Source organism: Mastigocladopsis repens PCC 10914 (assembly GCF_000315565.1).
Lineage (GTDB): Bacteria > Cyanobacteriota > Cyanobacteriia > Cyanobacteriales > Nostocaceae > Mastigocladopsis > Mastigocladopsis repens.
This window is the reverse complement of record NZ_JH992901.1, coordinates 269,840-285,383: the sequence shown is the minus strand read 5'-3', so window position 1 is coordinate 285,383 and position 15,544 is coordinate 269,840. Positions and strand designations below refer to the sequence as shown.

The window sequence follows — 15,544 nt, the reverse complement described above, 5'->3', positions numbered from 1 at the left end:
TCTTGCACCCCATCATTAGATGTTAGGGTAACAATAAGCTTTGCTTCTACTCCCAAATAGAAGTTTTTATGATTATTCCTCCCATTTTAATTAGAAGTTAAGGCCGATTTTTACTTGGGTTACTAAAATACAAAAAAATTGTATATTTATTAGCATAAAACTTCTTTATTAATTAAGTGTGTTTTATACATCAAATACACCAAATCTTTTTAGGGAGTTAGGGAGTTAAGTTGTTATTTTTTTGGTTCATTTGTACTAATGGAAGGTCTGGATTTTTCAGATCAATGTACTCTATTTGATTAGGATTGAGTTTTGCTGGTAAATGGCGCATTTGTGCCATTACCTTAATTTTTTCTAGCAATAGGGAACTTGGTGCCCCAAGATGTATGTTTCCCAGTTCTGTTTTCAAAATTAAATTTGTTGGATCATGAAAATCAATTTCCATGACGTTAACAGAACTCTGGCTAAGAGCTTGATAAAGTTGAGTCCAATAGGGGCGGTACTGCTCTGGCGAGCCAACAACCTTGAGACTGGGTAATCTTAAGCTGGGATTGAGTGATGTATATTTTTCCAGAGGTATCCAAACACCAGTTGCATCTAGTAACCCCACAGAGGCTTTATTGTTACCAGTGTCAGTATTTTGTTGCTCCCGGTAATTTTGGGTCATCGCTACAGGTACTCGTTCGTTAATCTGGACTATTAACCCAGGTGGAAAGAGGCGACGACTGACAGTTGCTTGTGCAATAGTCGATTGCTGTTCTAGAGATTCGGCAAGCCTATGAGGTTCTATCCGCCATAAAGACTGGGGATAGGAGAGCACGAGCAGTGACTGAATCGCTTCGTCAGAAAGTAAGTGATTGCCTGAAATCGCAAGATCTTTGGGAGTTTTTAAGACCCAAATCGGTTGGGTTGCCATCCACAACAAACCTCCAGCCAACGAACTCACAGCAATGGTTTGCCAAATCCCTTGGATAATTTTTATCTGTCGCCTTTGACGTAATTTCTTACGGCGCCCTTCTATATCTGCACGGGAAATCGATACAATGCCAGCCATTCAAACCCTTCTACATTTTCAGTCCAAGTCTTTGTTGTGCTCGTACCATTATGTAATTTTAGTAAACGCTGTCAGCTAGGTAGACCTGCTCTCTAAAAGAATTTTTTCACTTTTAGTAAAACTTTACAGCAGCTATATAAAGCCCATCAGAATTGTAGGGACATGATTCTTAACTATTAGAGTTTGTATCGAAGTTTCGCATATTGAATGTAGCCTTTTGACTTTGTTATGGCAACCTTTTCTCACTTTAAAAAGCTACAACCCTAGTATTGACAAATTATTTGATATCTGCATACTACTTATTCAATTGTTGAACACAGAGTGTATCAGGAAGCTGTCAAGGTAGAAATTGTTATACTAGCCGATTTTACCAATCGATATTTTGCGCCCTTCAGCAAATCAACAAAAAAATGTACCAGTTTTTGTGGTTGCTGGTAACTTTTATAACTAAATAACCAGGACTAATAGTGATTATCGATAACTTGGATCTAGTCGATGTGCGTCCCTTAGCATCTAAGCGATTGCCTTCTCAAGAGCAAAGACGCTACGCTAACGCGCAGCGTCCTGAAGGGATAGGACATAGAAGGCGAGGCACTGCACTTTGAGCAATCGCATCAAGGGAACCAGAATCTTTAGGGCTGGTCATGGGGATTGGTAATATTAGTAGTTCGTGGTCAAGAACAACCAATAAAAAACAACTAACAATTCCTCATTCCAAATCTAAAATCCAAAATTTAGTATTAGCAACTCAACGAACTATCGTTTTCCAAAACCTCACTGCTGTTTTCACTAGCCGCCTCTTGCTCCAATTTTGTTAAAAAGGCTTGCAGTCTCATACGCTCAATATAAGGCCAGCCTCCCTCAGCCTCAATATCGCGAAGCAGTGAGTAGAGGGCTTGACGGTTGTCGGGCAAACTTTTTTGAAAAGCCCCATCTCGGATCTGTCGGTGTAACTGCTCCAACTGTCGCAGTAAGGCTAAAAGAGCTTTAGCATCCTCTTGACAATCTTGGGCTGCATCATATACCGCAGATGCGATTGCTTGCAGTGTACTAGACAATTTCGCTGACTCTAGTTTTTTGTCGTTGCTCATACCCTCCTGTCCCTGCCAATCAGGTCTAATCAAATTTACCGGAGTTTTTTGCTTTCACTAATTACCAGTCAACCTTACGTTGAAAAGTTTAATTGATTTATGAGGCGTTGCTGTGACAAATTTCTTTGCATATCTCAACAGAAAATAGATTTTTGCGAGTGTCTGATTTTGGCGAGTAGGTTGGGGATACAAAGACTCACTACCCTCCTAGCCTCCCGCTATTGATTAGCCTATTGAAGGTAGAGTCATGATTTTAGTCTCTGTATCCATAGCAAAACTTGATACATTTTAAACATCTATGTTACCAGCAAATGTGAATAACTAGTTAACAGCAGGGTAGTGACTCTAGTGTTGAGCGCATCCATCTTTAAAAGGCAGAAGCTTGTAAAATACTAAACCTGAGTAGTCTAAATTCCTGCATAACTACCTGTAGGGCTACAGTTCCACTTCTTACAACTGATATCAAAAAGCTGTGACCGATAGAAAAGCCTCCGGTTTAGCTAGATGCGATCCCGGTTTCGTGGGTCAACAACAGAACGCTTTGATTTTGAGTTAAAAAAAATCGTATGATCTGGCTGATGCTCTGCTTGATTTCCCCATAAAATGATGGGCTGTATGTAAAACTGCTGGTTCTTTTACCACCCTTTAACCATGCATCCCAACTGATGCCGCAGGCAGGGGAGCTTGGGGTTTAAAGCTTCAGGCTAAAAGAAGCGACACGTTTAAAAACGTTTAGCAACAAGAAGTTTGAGCAGGGGCTTCCGCTTATCAAAGCTTCAGTGCAGTTTTTCAAGTTAAATACTAATTTTTGACATTGAGGTTAACCATGAGGTTTCGCGCTTTAATTGTTGCACTCTTGACTTTATGCCTGGGGTTACTTACTGCTTGTAGTGAAGGTCCATCATCGACGAGTACAGAGTTCCTGACTTACGAGCAGATTAGAGGTACTGGCTTGGCTGTCAAATGTCCCGTACTGGCAGAAACAAGTCGTGGTTCGATCCCCATCGATGCTAGCCAGTCCTACACCATAAAAGAACTGTGCTTAGAACCCACCCAATTCTTTGTGAAAGAAGAACCCATTAATAAACGGCAAGAAGCAGAATATGTTGCCGGCAAATTGTTGACTCGCCGCACCTACTCCTTGGATCAAATCAGCGGCGATTTAAAAGTCAATCCAGATAGTAGTCTCACTTTTGTGGAACGAGATGGCTTTGACTTCCAAGCCATTACAGTCAAACTGCCTGGTGGGGAAAGCATACCTTTCCTGTTTACCGTTAAAGGCTTGGTGGCTCAAACACAACCTGGCTTGACCAGCATTAACACCTCAACTGACTTTGAAGGTTCCTACAGAGTCCCCTCCTATCGTGGTGCTGCCTTCCTCGACCCCAAAGGTCGCGGTGTTACCAGTGGATATGATAACGCTGTGGCTCTCCCTGCCCAATCTGATGATGAGGAACTGAAGAACGCCAACGTTAAGCGGGCTGAAGTTCTCCAAGGCAAAATCTCTCTGCAAGTAGCGAAAATAGATAACTCTACTGGTGAAATTGCAGGGACTTTCGAGAGCGAACAGCCCTCAGATACCGACTTAGGTGCTAAAGAGCCGGAGGAAGTCAAGGTTCGCGGTCTGTTCTACGCTCGTGTAGAACCGGATCGTGTCTAGATTCTTCTTTTGACTGCAACTGAGTGGTACTCAGATCTGCTATCGCGTTTATTAAGTTAATTCTAAGAGGTAACTCCTCGCCCTCTGACAGGCTAGTGTCTGAAAGGAGGTTTTGGAGTTACCTCTGTCCGTATGTGGTTTACTGGTAGAACTGCTGACCATCTACTGAATTACCACAAAAGGCGTCTCTCCCTTTTTATCGGCTCATGTGAATATTTTTACTCTCTTAAATTTAGATTTTTAATTATAAAGCGGTATAGGTCACATCTTTAATATTAAGTGTTTTCCCTAAGATTACCTGTTTGTCATTCAGCAAGATAGTTTGTATTTTACGTTAATCTCTACTGAGTTCACTGCTGTATTAACTACTCTAATTCAGTACAATTGCGGTTTATCATTCAGGCATAAATTTTTTATTTTATTTCTATGTAGTTTGAAAGAAACTACAGGACATACCGAAAACTTAACTAAAAAACAAAAGACCTCCCTCCAATTTAAATTAAGCTGCATTGTCAATCACTTGTGGTAATTATTTCCAGCACAAAATTTTTGCTCTGCCACAGGAACTTCTCAGTTATATAGGGCGATGAGTGACGTTCGTTAACACTGTATCTGGTGCAAGTCCGCTACCTTGCGGAAAGCTCCCCAGAGGGTCTTGACGTGTCTGTTACCCGTAAAATTGCTGCGTTCACCATCTAACGGTTACGCTGCAACAAGCTGACTTATAAGTGCAACGCAGCTTGGTTTAAAAGTGAGTATTGTGCTGTTTATTTGACCAAGAAACCCGGTGCTATGCCTACCACAGTCATCAATGAACTGAAGCATGAGATTTGGCAGTTGTTGCGAGAATATCAGCAATCTCCCTGTGCTGATGTTCGCAATCAACTGGTGAAACTTAATTTTGGACTTGTGAGAAAAGAAGCTCACTACTGGCTTAATCAATGCCATGAAAGCTACGAGGACTTACTCCAAGTAGGTTGTTTGGGTTTAATTCGAGCGATAGAAAGATTTGAAATTTCCAAGGGGCATGCCTTCAGTTCCTTTGCCATTCCTTATATTCGCGGTGAAATTCAACACTATCTTCGAGATAAAGGTGTCACCGTGCGAATTCCCCGACGTTGGTTAGCGCTGCAACAGCAAGCAATCGGGGTTTCGCGTTCTTTGCGGGAAAAATACAATCGCCAACCTACTGACTCTGAGTTAGCAGCAGCATTGGCAATTTCCCTAGAAGAATGGCAGGAAATTAAATTAGCATGGTCTAACCGCGCTCCCTTAAGCCTTGATGTACCAGTCCAGGATGGCGAAGAAGGTTCAACTTTATTAGGAGAACTCGTTCCGGATAATCACTATCGCAGCTTTCAACTGGCGCAAGAAGACCAAATTCGCCTGCAACAAGCACTGGTGCAGTTAGAACAACGCACCCGCGAAGTCTTGGAATTTGTGTTTTTACATGATTTAACGCAAAAACAAGTGGCAGAACTCCTTGGTATAAGTGTAGTTACGGTTTCCCGTAGGGTCAAGAAAGGGCTAGACTCGCTCAAAGACTTAATGTGTATGGCAGAAGATTAACGGTAAAACTTAGTCAACTCGGAATCTGACTCAAAGCTACAGTGTTTAAAAAATCTTGGCAATGCGGAAAGTTAGGTTATAAAAGTATGAGACTTCTCATAGGATGTACATTTCAAGCATATTGACTTCGACAAGCAAATTTTACATAGCTTTTGAGAACAGCTCATGGGCAGAAATTCAAATATTGCAATAGCAGCCATTTTGGCTTTGGCGATCGCCTCCTGTTCCTCAGAAGGTGATCAACAATCTAGTAATCTTACGTCTACCAACACGCCTGCAGCGACTCAGCCCTTTAATAACCCTGTGGTGTCTGCTAATAAAAAAGTCACAAATCAACCCTTTAATAACCCTGTGGTGTCTGCCAAACAGACTTCACCAGTTGCTTCTATGACAACTGCTAACTTGATTCAACCAACGAATGCTACAGAACGAGTAGGTATCGTGTCAAAAGGTCGGAATGACCCGTTTGCAGAAATTGTGAGACCATATTCCATTGGAGTAACGAATCCGAATGTGGTAGCAAGACCCGTTCCTAAGTTGCCTCCTCTATCAGTCCCTCAGAGGACACAGACCACAGCAATATCTGCTACAAGGAGAAACTCTTTAAATCAACAAAAGCCCAGAGTCAACAAAACAAGGATTGCGCGGAGTACAGTGCCCAAGGCAATCGCATCTGTTAAAGGTAATGCCAACCGTCGCTTTAATCCTGTACTGCCTAAAGTCTTACCCCAAGTTATCGCCAGCCCTGCTTTAGCATCTGTATTACCACCACCACCGCAACCAGAGTTAGCCAGAACAGTTTTTGTGTCTGGTGTTGTTCTCCTTAACAAAGAACCCCAAGCAATTATCAAAGTACCAAATGAGCCAACCAGTCGGTATGTACAGGCAGGACAACGACTGGCAAATGGAGTGCTAATTAAACGGATTGAGATGAATGAAGGCTCCGAACCTGTCGTGATTCTGGAACAATATGGTATGGAAGTTGCCAGAATGGTAGGGGAAGGATCTGCTACCCAAACGCCATCAACCGCAGCTTCTGGGGGAAATTCTGTTTCTTTGACAGTACCACCCCAAAATCCTATTCCAGGCGGAGCTAGTTAAAGATGGAGACAAAAGAAAAAATTGAATTTGCTGGTTTACCTTTAGCTGCTTATCGGGAGATAGCAGCTCATTTGCTTCAAGTAGAAGGGGTGGAAGTGACCTTAATTCCCCAGACCTCCGAACAGTTTGATTACAACCAGAGCCAAATTAGCGGTTTGTGGATTGAGTACACTCCAAACTTTGGCGCCCAAAGTCGGCAACGGGTGCAGCAAATTTTGACTTACTATCGCAATCGCTACATTACTGGACGACTTTAGTTAATATCAAGTTCCTGAATAAGACCCTTACTGGAGATTTGTTGGATTGAAGTAACTTTACTGAAATCTTGTAAAAAGCCCTACTAAACACAAGCTTGGCGTTTAGCTCAACTTAGTGGAAATGGATTCAACCTACATTCCGCACCTAAACTGGCACATCATCTGAGTGTAGATTTACTGGGGCTAGTTTTACGCGTCTTGGTTACGGTTCTAGCAACCTTTTAGCCAGAAATATTACAAACGTTGGTTATTGACACTCTCACCTTCAAGGCTTCGCCTGTGAAGGGAGATTCTTGCTTCAACAGGTTTTTCTAGCCCACTGTGGTATAACGAGTTAAAAGCTCTCCCACAGGCACTGACCCCGACAGATTCCCCTCCACAAGCATCTGTTTTACTACCACGGGCTGCCCGACCGCAGTCACAAAATACTTATTCTGATGTATCGTTTGTCTGATTCACAACATTCGACCCCCCTGTTCATCAGGTATTTCTTTTTGGTGATGCGAGTTGTCTGGTGGAGAAACACCAATCTTGCCTAACCCTAACTTTTTTGGTGGCAAGTATATTCTACTACACCAAGGTATTGCGAAGCCATGTTTTTTATTGGTCGCAATTCATCTCACCCTTAAGGCGAAGCCTGTAACGGTGAGATGAATTGCGACATCCAAGATAGAAAAAAGTGCTGTGAGTAAATATAACAACTGCTTGAAGCCAAGCCTACGAGGGTTGAGTGACGAGTGACAAATAATTTGCCGCTATGGTCAAATAACTTTTCCCTCAACACATGGCGACGCATTAAACTTCGCTTCACGCTCTTGGGGGAAGTGACAGAAGTCAACTAAAACCGAATCTTAATCTTGCCTAATGTTAAATCCGAAACAACACTTTGGGTAGTGTGTTGAGTTAAACTGGCAAGCAAGATAATTCAAATACAACGAGATCCGCGCTACGGTCTCTTGCATCACTCACAATGGAACACTGGCAATTTCTGATACAGAAACAGGGCGAGCGCTCTTGGCGTCCCTTGGAATCGCCAAATGTGGAAATTATAGAAGGTCGGTATAGAGTTGTAGCTCGCTCTAAACTTACTAACATAGATGTGGAAGTGCGGGTCACTCACAGTTCAACCTTGGAGCTTCCACCGAAGCGGCGAATTCAAAAGCGATCGCGTCGCACAAACTCTGAAGGCTTAATAGCAGTCATTCCCTTTACCTACCTCAAGCCAGGAGTTTGGGAGTTACGTTGTTCCGGCGACTTAATGTCGGACTTTCTCGGTAAACCTTGGCAACATAGTGTCCAGTTGCAAGTCCTACCTAAGGTCACTACGGAGCAGGTGGGACGAGGGGATACGGGCAGATGGGGACAGGAGAACCAAGAGGAATTACCTGTCTTTACCGATGAATTACCTAAACAAGCAGCTATTATTGAGCAGCCGATTAGCCCAGTCTGGTTAAAAGGTGAGACAGTAGAACAAATTTTACATAACTTAATAGAGGTTGCTTTACCTCCTTGTGAATTGCCGGTGGAAGATGACAAAACTCTTGAGGATGCTGCGGCAGATTTTCCAGAGCCACTGCTTGTGCTGAAACTTAAAGAAGAAATCTACATTGCTCGTTGGGGACAAACTCTCACCATTAATGGATCTGTGGAGCAAAAAGAAGCGACGAATTTGGATCTGGGTCAAACACCAAACTATGAAAGAGTCTACGGAGGAGAAATAAGAATAGAATTGCGCTCACCCCAAGGTTCTAAAATCATCAGGCGAATCCGGCAATCCTTACCAGAAAAGTTAATACCATTTAGTATCAGATCTTCGATAGAGATTCCTGTTGATTGTGAATCTAAGCTGATTTTGGGGGAAATCAGTTTGTATGGCATCCTCACAATTGGTGGTAAAGCCATACTGTTAGCTAACCAGTCTTTCTCAATTACAGCGGATGTCACAGAATTACTGGCAATCAGTGCGGCAGCCAATAAGAGTGAACCAGATACGTTAAAAGACGCACCAGTACCTTCTGCAGCGCTTGCTACTTCAGCAACCAAAAAACCATCCATTCCTCTAGATTTAAAACTTTTCAATCTGGTAAAAACTCCAAAAAAAGCTCGGTCGCTTCTGTTACATCCATCTCCAAAAAAATCCCTGCCACCGAGAATTAACCCGCAATCACTGCGTAAATCAGCAGCAATTTCACCTCAATTACCGAGGTTTGCTCAACGCCAAAATAAGATGATTAGCCCTGCTGCTGTTGTTTCAGAATCTCCTTCCAAGTTGGAGAGTTCATATAGGGGTACCACTGTCACTGTCACTGCTGTTAGTCACGTAACGAGTATAGGCACGACTTTTCCCTACTTGAGACGACTAAAAGCATTGCCAGATGAAACAGAATTTATCAAGCGCAATACACCAGAGATGTTCGACTTTCATGCACCTGTTGATTCCCAGCAGCATTCAACTGAGATTCTCAATGAAGATGCAGCTCAATCAGTCGCAGAGGATGCACAATCCCAAGACACATCGTTTGTCGAATTAGTTATTCCCCGTACTTCTGAATTAATCACCACAGGTAGCTCCAACATATCCCCCTTAATTAGAAAGTGGATGCATACTCAAGGCTACTCCTTGCCTGAACCTATCAATTTGCAAAACCAGGATTACGATACCTATACAGTCCCCAGCCAAGAACAGATACCTGAAGAGATTAACACGCAGATGCATAGACACGGGGACATAGAGAACATACAGAAGGAGATAGAGGTACAACAAACAGCAGAGGAACCACAAGCAGTAGAGGAAGAAATAACTCCCTTATCACCTCCTCTCCCCCCTCATCGTAGGACATCGTCAGCTTGGTTAGCACAGGAAATTGTCGTAGATGAGACATTCGATGAAGCCGAAGTCGAACCTTTCAAAAACCAATCTTCCAAACAGCAAGAAGAATCAGTATCAGATGTCTCTGTGTGTTTACCTGTAGTTGCAGAAATCACTGAACCGTTATCAGTTCCGCAACTGCATTTGCTACCAGGCGAACTTATCTCTGGAAAATCTATTAGGGTAAGCGTGCAGTTAGCGCAAGTGTATCCTCAGGTGGCTGTGAAGTTATGGGTTGAGGATTGCCAAACTCGCTGGTTGCTGGAAGGTCCGCGCTTGTTAACAAATTTACTACCTAACTCTTGTGGAGGGATGGAAGAGATAACTCACATCAATATTCCTTTTGGCTGTTTAGAAATTCGCTTGGAAGCAATAGCTGTGGACATGGTGACTCAACAGGAAAGCCACAAAGTCACTATCCACCGGAGTGTGGTTCCTCCAGACTTACCGACCTTGCAGCTAGATGAACTTTTAGGTATTTAATCTAGGCGTGTAGGTAAGCATGTGAATTTTGAAATTTTGAATTGAAATATTATCCAACCCTTGACACTCCTATAAATTCTTACTGTGTTAAAAATCTTTAGAATTTAAAAAATTAGGGGAAAATTTGCAGTAAGCTCTTGTTGAATTGTAGTTCGATTTAATAGGAATCTTATGTACACAGCTTCGTTTTTGCCTCCCATCCTCATGTACGCAGCTTCATTTTTGCCTTCCATCCTCGTTCCTGTAACTGGTCTAGTTCTTCCGGCTGTAACATTTGCGTTTATGTTGTTGTACATCGAACGCGACGATATCGGCTAAACTAGTTAACTGACTTAACCATGAATTAAAAATTGACCGCCCCTCTTGTAGAGACGGGCGGCTTTTTTATGCTGATTTCTAATCGATTCTTCAACTGTTGTATTTAGCTACATCTTTATAGCTACTAATTGCTAATTGCTCATTGTCATTAGTACTTAGCAATTAGCAATTGTGTTCGGCTCAAATTACTCTTAAATTGAAGAACCAAGTCCAGCGTAGGCTCCGTAAAAGAAAATACCTACAACGGTAATTACGCCTAACCCTGCGATTGTCGCAACAACCCATAGGGGAATTCTGCCACTTCCAGACACAGTCTCTCCTCCCTTAATAAAAAATTTTCGACGAAAGTTAAAAAATAAACAGCGGTCAATAGCCCTCGTTCCAGTTAGTTAAAGAAATAACTGGAAAACAGAATCCCTAGAACGAAAACTAGTAGCAGTCCTAGGTAAAGAGAAGTCCGGTTAAGTTCAACTGGTTGATTGTTGGGATTGGGGTTTCTTTCCATGATTTTCTCCTAGCGTTGAATAAACTGCATGGAGGCGATCGCGCCTAAAAAGAATATAGTTGGCACAGCTAGGGTGTGAACTGCAAGCCATCTGACTGTAAAAATTGGATACGAAATTGGTTGATTGATATTATTTCCGCTAGTCATGATTTCAAACTACTCTGCCTTAAATTGCTCTACTTGTTGTTTTGCATCAAAACGGTTATTGACAATTGGCAATTCCTGCCGTATTTGTGTGTAATACTCATCAGGGCGAGGTGTACCAAACACATCGTATGCCAAGCCAGTGCTGACAAATAACCAACCCGCTATAAATAGTGCAGGGATGGTGATGCTGTGGATCACCCAGTAACGAACGCTAGTAATAATGTCCGAAAATGGACGTTCTCCAGTAGTACCCGACATTTATATCCCTACCTTCACAAAGATTGTTATTGAGATCATTATCCTACAAAGTTAAGAAAGAGTTACACCTCGTAACTTCTTTCTCATTAATAAGCACAAATACTCAAGACCCCTCTGACTTAGAAGCAGCTGCGATATTGGGATTATATTTCAGTAAAACACCGCGATCGCCAATAACAAACCCCTTTTCTGGGTTGAGAAACACAATCTTGTAAAAATTTGCGGGAACTGCTTCAACCTCACGGTCTTTTTCCCAGGTTTTACCGCCATCCGGACTCCGCAGCAAATTAGCGCTACCGCCACTTACCCAAATTTCCTCGGGCGTGCGATAAGCCAAATCGAGTAAGCCCCAGCTGGTAGAGAGTTCTGGATATTGAGATTCTAGCCACTCTTGGGGGTTAGCTGGGTCAGTAAACTGTACCTGACCACCCCGTGCTAACATCCACATTTGACCATTTTCGGTAAATCCCATATTTTCTACCCGTCGGGAACTATTCCGGTTATGAGGTATCCAAGCATTTAGCCCTGGTTCCCAAATCGAGTAGAAGTTACCCTTTGCAGAAACAGCAACATATTTGCCATCAGCAGAACGTTCTATGTTACGAACCACACCCACGGCTTCTTCCACCTGCGCTTTCCAGTTTTGACCGCCATCTGTGGTTCTGTATATTGCTCCCACATTTGTAGCCATCTCAGCTTTGTTTTGTCCAAGTGCCACAATACTAACAGGACTACCTGGTAGCTTTTCACTCAAGGGAATACGTGACCAAGAACGACCTTTATCAGTGGTATGTAACAGTAGAGAAGGTTCTCCAGCTATCCACCCCTCTTTAAGAGCAAAACTGATAGTGTTAAATCGGTATCTTTGGTCATCCAGTTTTAATTCCAGAGGTTGCCAAGTCTCACCACCGTCTTTTGTTTCCAAAAGAGTAGCATTACTGCCTACTAGGAAACCATGCTGAGGGTCATCAGTAAAGGCAATATCCAGTAGTTTTGCGTCTGTTGGGACGGAAATAACTTCCCAAGGATTGTAGCTGGTTGAGGAGACATGACTACAACCAACACACACTAGGATGACCACGAACAAAGCCAGTATTCGTTGGCAAATTTTCACAATTGAGAGCATCTGTATCTGTTAATTTTTTTTGAATTTGTGAGTTTGTGTATGGGTTTGGTATGAGGTTCGCATTGCCCACCCTACTGTTCTGTTAAGAGCGCGTCTTATTTTAAGCCGTAGAGACTCATAAAAAACAAAAAGGCAACAGCCAAAGCCCCGAAAATCAGAAGATTCTTCTGGGTGGGTGTGAGGGTATTCACACCTAAACCATATTTCAAATTTTCTTGAAAGCCAGATGCTTGACCAGCAGGACCAATGTTCGCAAAAGAAGTCTTTTTGACACCGCAAACTGGACATCGCCAAGTAGAAGATAATTCTGCAAAGGGTGTCCCAGGGACGATATCATGCTTGTCGTCCCCCTTCAGAGGTTCATAAACATAACCGCAGGCACGGCATTCATAGCGGTCTAACGCGGTCGTCTCAACAGCTTGTTCGCTCATGGCTCTTAGCGTTGGTGAGAGGGAAATCTTAAATATACGTTAAAAATTATGACATAAGTGTTAGGTTTTTCTATCTTAAGCAAAAACCAATCAAATCATCTCCAGCTCGGTTTCTCAGGATTCAAAAAAGTCAAAAAGATATAATGTAAAAGAAGGTTAACCTTCGGGTATGTGCGGAGCGCTGGCTTGCCAACGCAGTGGCTCCCCTCCCAAGAGCACTAGTCTGACAAATTTATTAGCACTAAAAGCGGTAGAAATTCATTGTGTTTGTTCTTAGTGGTTACGAGTACCTTCTAGGCTTCTTCATTGTCTGTAGCCTAGTGCCTGCCCTAGCTCTATCAGCGTCCAAGCTCCTGCGACCAAGTGGTCGCAACCCAGAACGGCGCACCACCTACGAATCCGGCATGGAACCCATTGGTGGAGCCTGGATTCAGTTCAATATCCGCTACTACATGTTCGCGCTAGTCTTCGTCATCTTTGATGTAGAGACTGTATTTTTGTATCCTTGGGCGGTTGCCTTCCACCGTCTTGGGCTATTGGCATTTATTGAAGCGCTAGTTTTTATTGCAATTCTTGTCGTTGCCCTAGTGTACGCATGGCGTAAAGGAGCTTTGGAATGGTCTTAGATACTAACATAGAGCAGCAGCAAAAAGAGCGCATCCTCAACCCGATTTCGCGTCCTACAGTAACCCAAGATTTGTCAGAAAACGTCATCCTGACCACGGTTGATGACCTCTACAACTGGGTACGGCTTTCTAGCCTTTGGCCCATGCTGTTTGGTACCGCTTGCTGCTTTATTGAGTTTGCGGCTTTGATTGGTTCCCGATTTGACTTTGACCGCTTTGGTCTGATTCCCCGTTCTAGCCCCCGCCAAGCTGACTTAATTATTACCGCAGGCACAATCACCATGAAGATGGCACCTCAGCTTGTGCGTCTTTATGAGCAAATGCCAGAACCAAAGTACGTAATTGCTATGGGTGCTTGCACGATTACTGGCGGTATGTTCAGCGTGGATTCCCCCACAGCAGTGCGTGGAGTCGATAAACTGATTCCAGTGGACGTTTACTTACCCGGTTGCCCGCCCCGTCCAGAAGCGATTATTGACGCGATTATTAAGCTGCGGAAGAAGATAGCAAATGATTCGATGCAAGAGCGGAATCGGATTACGCAAACCCACCGCTACTACAGCACAACTCACAACCTCAAGCCCGCAGAGCAAATTCTCACGGGTAAGTATTTGCAGACTGAGTCTCGCATTACACCGCCGAAGGAATTGACGGAAGCAATAGGTATGCCAATTCCACCTGCTCTTATGACACAGAGGGTACAAAAGGAGGAAACCAACCGTGGCTGAAGAATCGAAACCAGTACCAGCAGAAGAACAATCACTGGTGAAAGCGGGTGAAGTTTCCCAATGGTTGACAGAAAACGACTTTGCCCATGAGTCTCTAGAACCAGATCATAGAGGTGTAGAAATCATTAAGGTAGAGCCAGATTTTTTGCTCCCAACTTGTACTGCACTGTATGCTTACGGGTTTAATTACCTCCAGTTTCAGTGTGGCATTGACACTGGACCAGGGCAGGAGTTGGCTAGTATGTATCACTTAGTGAAACTCAGTGATAATGCTGACCGTCCCCAGGAAGTACGTCTCAAAGTGTTCCTTCCACGGGAGAACCCCAGAGTGCCTTCAGTGTACTGGATTTGGAAGGCAGCAGACTGGCAAGAACGCGAGTCCTACGATATGTTCGGCATCATCTATGAAGGACATCCAGACCTTAAGCGGATTTTAATGCCAGAAGATTGGGTCGGTTGGCCTTTGCGTAAGGATTACGTGTCCCCTGACTTCTATGAGTTGCAGGACGCTTATTAGAGCGGTTGTACCCTATCCTCAGCCCCTCTTTGTGCTCCAAAGAGCAGGGCTGTTTCAAAGTCATGAGAGGAAATCCAAAATTCCATTTTTTCGTTCTTCATTCGTGAGCAATTCGAGAAAGGGAAATGAAGGATTAAGACTTTCAGATTTTCTTTAATGACAATGAAACTACCCTGCCCTTTCTTAACTGGGAAAGAGGTAAGGGATAAGAAAAGTTTTTTGAGCCAGAAAAGAGTAGTATGAATTGTCGAGGCTATTTTTTGACTCGATGACAATCACCATCTCACTCAATACTGACTGCATTAACAGCTTGGATCTCTCCCCTGTAGTGACAGAGATTGAAAAACTGCTGCAAGAGGGGGCGATCGCATCCCACGAGCAGCAGCTACGTTTTGATATAAACTATGTCTTACAACCAGGCGATCCACGGGAACTCTCAGAAGTCCCAGAAGTGCGGATGTGGTTTATCCGCCTGGATACTCGCTATCCTTGGTTACTATTTTTACTTGATTGGCAAGCAGGGGAATTTGCCCGTTATGCAGCTATGCTTGTACCGCATCAATTCAGCACCAGAGAAGGTATTCAGTACAACCCTGAAGCTTTGGAAATCTTTTTGATGCACAAGCTGTTTGTTTTAAATGACTGGTTACAACAGCAGGGCATTCCTAATAAATCTCGCCTCCAGTCGATGGCGCAACTCCTAGGTTATGAGTTAGATGATGCCTTGTTTGAGATGTTTTAGTGATTAGTCATTAGTAAAATAAGCCACTAATAACTATGACTAATTTTTTAGTCCTTAGCTCA

19 protein-coding genes are annotated in these 15,544 nt (G+C 43.2%); 11 read left to right on the top strand and 8 right to left on the bottom strand.

Annotation, left to right across the window (positions count from 1 at the left end; all coding sequences use genetic code 11):
* Positions 1 to 217 precede the first annotated feature (217 nt).
* Positions 218 to 1,054 (bottom strand): cell division protein FtsQ/DivIB, encoded by an 837-nt coding sequence (locus MAS10914_RS0103355; RefSeq protein WP_017314487.1) that lies wholly within the window; start codon positions 1,052 to 1,054, stop codon positions 218 to 220.
* A 467-nt stretch (positions 1,055 to 1,521) separates the two neighbouring features.
* Between MAS10914_RS0103355 and MAS10914_RS33875 the strand changes: the two genes are divergently transcribed.
* Positions 1,522 to 1,659 (top strand): hypothetical protein, encoded by a 138-nt coding sequence (locus tag MAS10914_RS33875; protein WP_156818081.1) that lies wholly within the window; start codon positions 1,522 to 1,524, stop codon positions 1,657 to 1,659.
* Between the two features lie 135 nt (positions 1,660 to 1,794).
* Here MAS10914_RS33875 and MAS10914_RS0103350 read toward each other — a convergent pair whose 3' ends face one another.
* Positions 1,795 to 2,145 carry a hypothetical protein gene (locus MAS10914_RS0103350; RefSeq protein ID WP_017314486.1) on the bottom strand — a complete coding sequence of 117 codons (351 nt, stop codon included), beginning with the start codon at positions 2,143 to 2,145 and terminating at the stop codon, positions 1,795 to 1,797.
* 826 nt (positions 2,146 to 2,971) lie between these two features.
* On the opposite strand from MAS10914_RS0103350, the gene psbO reads away from it, so the two are divergent.
* The 6 genes from psbO (at position 2,972) to psaI (ending at position 10,402) form a co-directional block, all read left to right on the top strand.
* The gene (gene psbO / locus MAS10914_RS0103345) at positions 2,972 to 3,805 is read left to right on the top strand and encodes a photosystem II manganese-stabilizing polypeptide (RefSeq protein ID WP_017314485.1); all 834 of its coding nucleotides are present in this window, start codon (positions 2,972 to 2,974) and stop codon (positions 3,803 to 3,805) included.
* A 792-nt stretch (positions 3,806 to 4,597) separates the two neighbouring features.
* A complete protein-coding gene (locus tag MAS10914_RS0103340; RefSeq protein WP_017314484.1) occupies positions 4,598 to 5,374 on the top strand; it encodes an RNA polymerase sigma factor SigF in 777 nt (258 codons plus the stop codon).
* Positions 5,375 to 5,539: 165 nt separating this feature from the next.
* A complete protein-coding gene (locus MAS10914_RS0103335; RefSeq protein WP_017314483.1) occupies positions 5,540 to 6,475 on the top strand; it encodes a hypothetical protein in 936 nt (311 codons plus the stop codon).
* 2 nt (positions 6,476 to 6,477) lie between these two features.
* Positions 6,478 to 6,732 carry a hypothetical protein gene (locus MAS10914_RS0103330; RefSeq protein WP_017314482.1) on the top strand — a complete coding sequence of 85 codons (255 nt, stop codon included), beginning with the start codon at positions 6,478 to 6,480 and terminating at the stop codon, positions 6,730 to 6,732.
* Between the two features lie 970 nt (positions 6,733 to 7,702).
* Positions 7,703 to 10,084 carry a hypothetical protein gene (locus MAS10914_RS0103325; protein WP_017314481.1) on the top strand — a complete coding sequence of 794 codons (2,382 nt, stop codon included), beginning with the start codon at positions 7,703 to 7,705 and terminating at the stop codon, positions 10,082 to 10,084.
* Positions 10,085 to 10,255: 171 nt separating this feature from the next.
* The gene (gene psaI, locus MAS10914_RS32535; protein WP_198014957.1) at positions 10,256 to 10,402 is read left to right on the top strand and encodes a photosystem I reaction center subunit VIII; all 147 of its coding nucleotides are present in this window, start codon (positions 10,256 to 10,258) and stop codon (positions 10,400 to 10,402) included.
* A gap of 191 nt (positions 10,403 to 10,593) precedes the next feature.
* On the opposite strand, the gene MAS10914_RS32530 is transcribed toward psaI, so the two are convergent.
* From MAS10914_RS32530 to MAS10914_RS0103305, 6 genes are all read right to left on the bottom strand, one after another.
* The gene (locus MAS10914_RS32530; protein ID WP_015209608.1) at positions 10,594 to 10,713 is read right to left on the bottom strand and encodes a photosystem II reaction center protein J; all 120 of its coding nucleotides are present in this window, start codon (positions 10,711 to 10,713) and stop codon (positions 10,594 to 10,596) included.
* Between the two features lie 74 nt (positions 10,714 to 10,787).
* The gene (locus tag MAS10914_RS32525) at positions 10,788 to 10,907 is read right to left on the bottom strand and encodes a photosystem II reaction center protein L (protein ID WP_071599790.1); all 120 of its coding nucleotides are present in this window, start codon (positions 10,905 to 10,907) and stop codon (positions 10,788 to 10,790) included.
* Positions 10,908 to 10,916: 9 nt separating this feature from the next.
* On the bottom strand, positions 10,917 to 11,054 hold the full coding sequence (psbF, locus tag MAS10914_RS32520; RefSeq protein WP_071599789.1) for a cytochrome b559 subunit beta: 138 nt from the start codon (positions 11,052 to 11,054) through the stop codon (positions 10,917 to 10,919).
* 9 nt (positions 11,055 to 11,063) lie between these two features.
* Complete coding sequence (psbE, locus tag MAS10914_RS0103315) at positions 11,064 to 11,312, bottom strand: cytochrome b559 subunit alpha (RefSeq protein WP_017314479.1); 249 nt, start codon at positions 11,310 to 11,312, stop codon at positions 11,064 to 11,066.
* A 103-nt stretch (positions 11,313 to 11,415) separates the two neighbouring features.
* Positions 11,416 to 12,438 carry a photosynthesis system II assembly factor Ycf48 gene (locus MAS10914_RS0103310; RefSeq protein WP_017314478.1) on the bottom strand — a complete coding sequence of 341 codons (1,023 nt, stop codon included), beginning with the start codon at positions 12,436 to 12,438 and terminating at the stop codon, positions 11,416 to 11,418.
* A 95-nt stretch (positions 12,439 to 12,533) separates the two neighbouring features.
* Complete coding sequence (locus tag MAS10914_RS0103305; protein WP_017314477.1) at positions 12,534 to 12,869, bottom strand: rubredoxin; 336 nt, start codon at positions 12,867 to 12,869, stop codon at positions 12,534 to 12,536.
* A 263-nt stretch (positions 12,870 to 13,132) separates the two neighbouring features.
* On the opposite strand from MAS10914_RS0103305, the gene ndhC reads away from it, so the two are divergent.
* The 4 genes from ndhC to MAS10914_RS0103280 all read left to right on the top strand — a co-directional run bounded on the left by ndhC (position 13,133) and on the right by MAS10914_RS0103280 (position 15,482).
* Positions 13,133 to 13,495, top strand: coding sequence for a photosynthetic/respiratory NAD(P)H-quinone oxidoreductase subunit C (ndhC, locus tag MAS10914_RS0103300; RefSeq protein ID WP_017314476.1), 363 nt, complete (start codon positions 13,133 to 13,135; stop codon positions 13,493 to 13,495).
* Positions 13,486 to 14,223 (top strand): NADH dehydrogenase subunit K, encoded by a 738-nt coding sequence (locus MAS10914_RS0103295; protein WP_017314475.1) that lies wholly within the window; start codon positions 13,486 to 13,488, stop codon positions 14,221 to 14,223. Before ndhC ends, MAS10914_RS0103295 begins: the two co-directional genes overlap by 10 nt.
* On the top strand, positions 14,216 to 14,740 hold the full coding sequence (locus tag MAS10914_RS0103290) for an NAD(P)H-quinone oxidoreductase subunit J (RefSeq protein ID WP_017314474.1): 525 nt from the start codon (positions 14,216 to 14,218) through the stop codon (positions 14,738 to 14,740). Before MAS10914_RS0103295 ends, MAS10914_RS0103290 begins: the two co-directional genes overlap by 8 nt.
* 268 nt (positions 14,741 to 15,008) lie before the next feature.
* Positions 15,009 to 15,482, top strand: coding sequence for a CRR6 family NdhI maturation factor (locus tag MAS10914_RS0103280; protein ID WP_017314472.1), 474 nt, complete (start codon positions 15,009 to 15,011; stop codon positions 15,480 to 15,482).
* Positions 15,483 to 15,544: the final 62 nt, after the last annotated feature.

Coding starts and splice junctions, on each gene's coding strand:
- MAS10914_RS0103295 (WP_017314475.1), top strand. CDS start 13,486: ATGGTCTTAGATACTAACATAGAGCAGCAGCAAAAAGAGCGCATCCTC.
- MAS10914_RS0103335 (WP_017314483.1), top strand. CDS start 5,540: ATGGGCAGAAATTCAAATATTGCAATAGCAGCCATTTTGGCTTTGGCG.
- MAS10914_RS0103310 (WP_017314478.1), bottom strand. CDS start 12,438: ATGCTCTCAATTGTGAAAATTTGCCAACGAATACTGGCTTTGTTCGTG.
- MAS10914_RS32525 (WP_071599790.1), bottom strand. CDS start 10,907: ATGGAAAGAAACCCCAATCCCAACAATCAACCAGTTGAACTTAACCGG.
- MAS10914_RS0103340 (WP_017314484.1), top strand. CDS start 4,598: ATGCCTACCACAGTCATCAATGAACTGAAGCATGAGATTTGGCAGTTG.
- MAS10914_RS0103305 (WP_017314477.1), bottom strand. CDS start 12,869: ATGAGCGAACAAGCTGTTGAGACGACCGCGTTAGACCGCTATGAATGC.
- MAS10914_RS0103350 (WP_017314486.1), bottom strand. CDS start 2,145: ATGAGCAACGACAAAAAACTAGAGTCAGCGAAATTGTCTAGTACACTG.
- psbF (WP_071599789.1), bottom strand. CDS start 11,054: ATGACTAGCGGAAATAATATCAATCAACCAATTTCGTATCCAATTTTT.
- MAS10914_RS0103355 (WP_017314487.1), bottom strand. CDS start 1,054: ATGGCTGGCATTGTATCGATTTCCCGTGCAGATATAGAAGGGCGCCGT.
- psaI (WP_198014957.1), top strand. CDS start 10,256: ATGTACACAGCTTCGTTTTTGCCTCCCATCCTCATGTACGCAGCTTCA.
- MAS10914_RS0103330 (WP_017314482.1), top strand. CDS start 6,478: ATGGAGACAAAAGAAAAAATTGAATTTGCTGGTTTACCTTTAGCTGCT.
- MAS10914_RS0103325 (WP_017314481.1), top strand. CDS start 7,703: ATGGAACACTGGCAATTTCTGATACAGAAACAGGGCGAGCGCTCTTGG.
- psbE (WP_017314479.1), bottom strand. CDS start 11,312: ATGTCGGGTACTACTGGAGAACGTCCATTTTCGGACATTATTACTAGC.
- MAS10914_RS0103280 (WP_017314472.1), top strand. CDS start 15,009: ATGACAATCACCATCTCACTCAATACTGACTGCATTAACAGCTTGGAT.
- psbO (WP_017314485.1), top strand. CDS start 2,972: ATGAGGTTTCGCGCTTTAATTGTTGCACTCTTGACTTTATGCCTGGGG.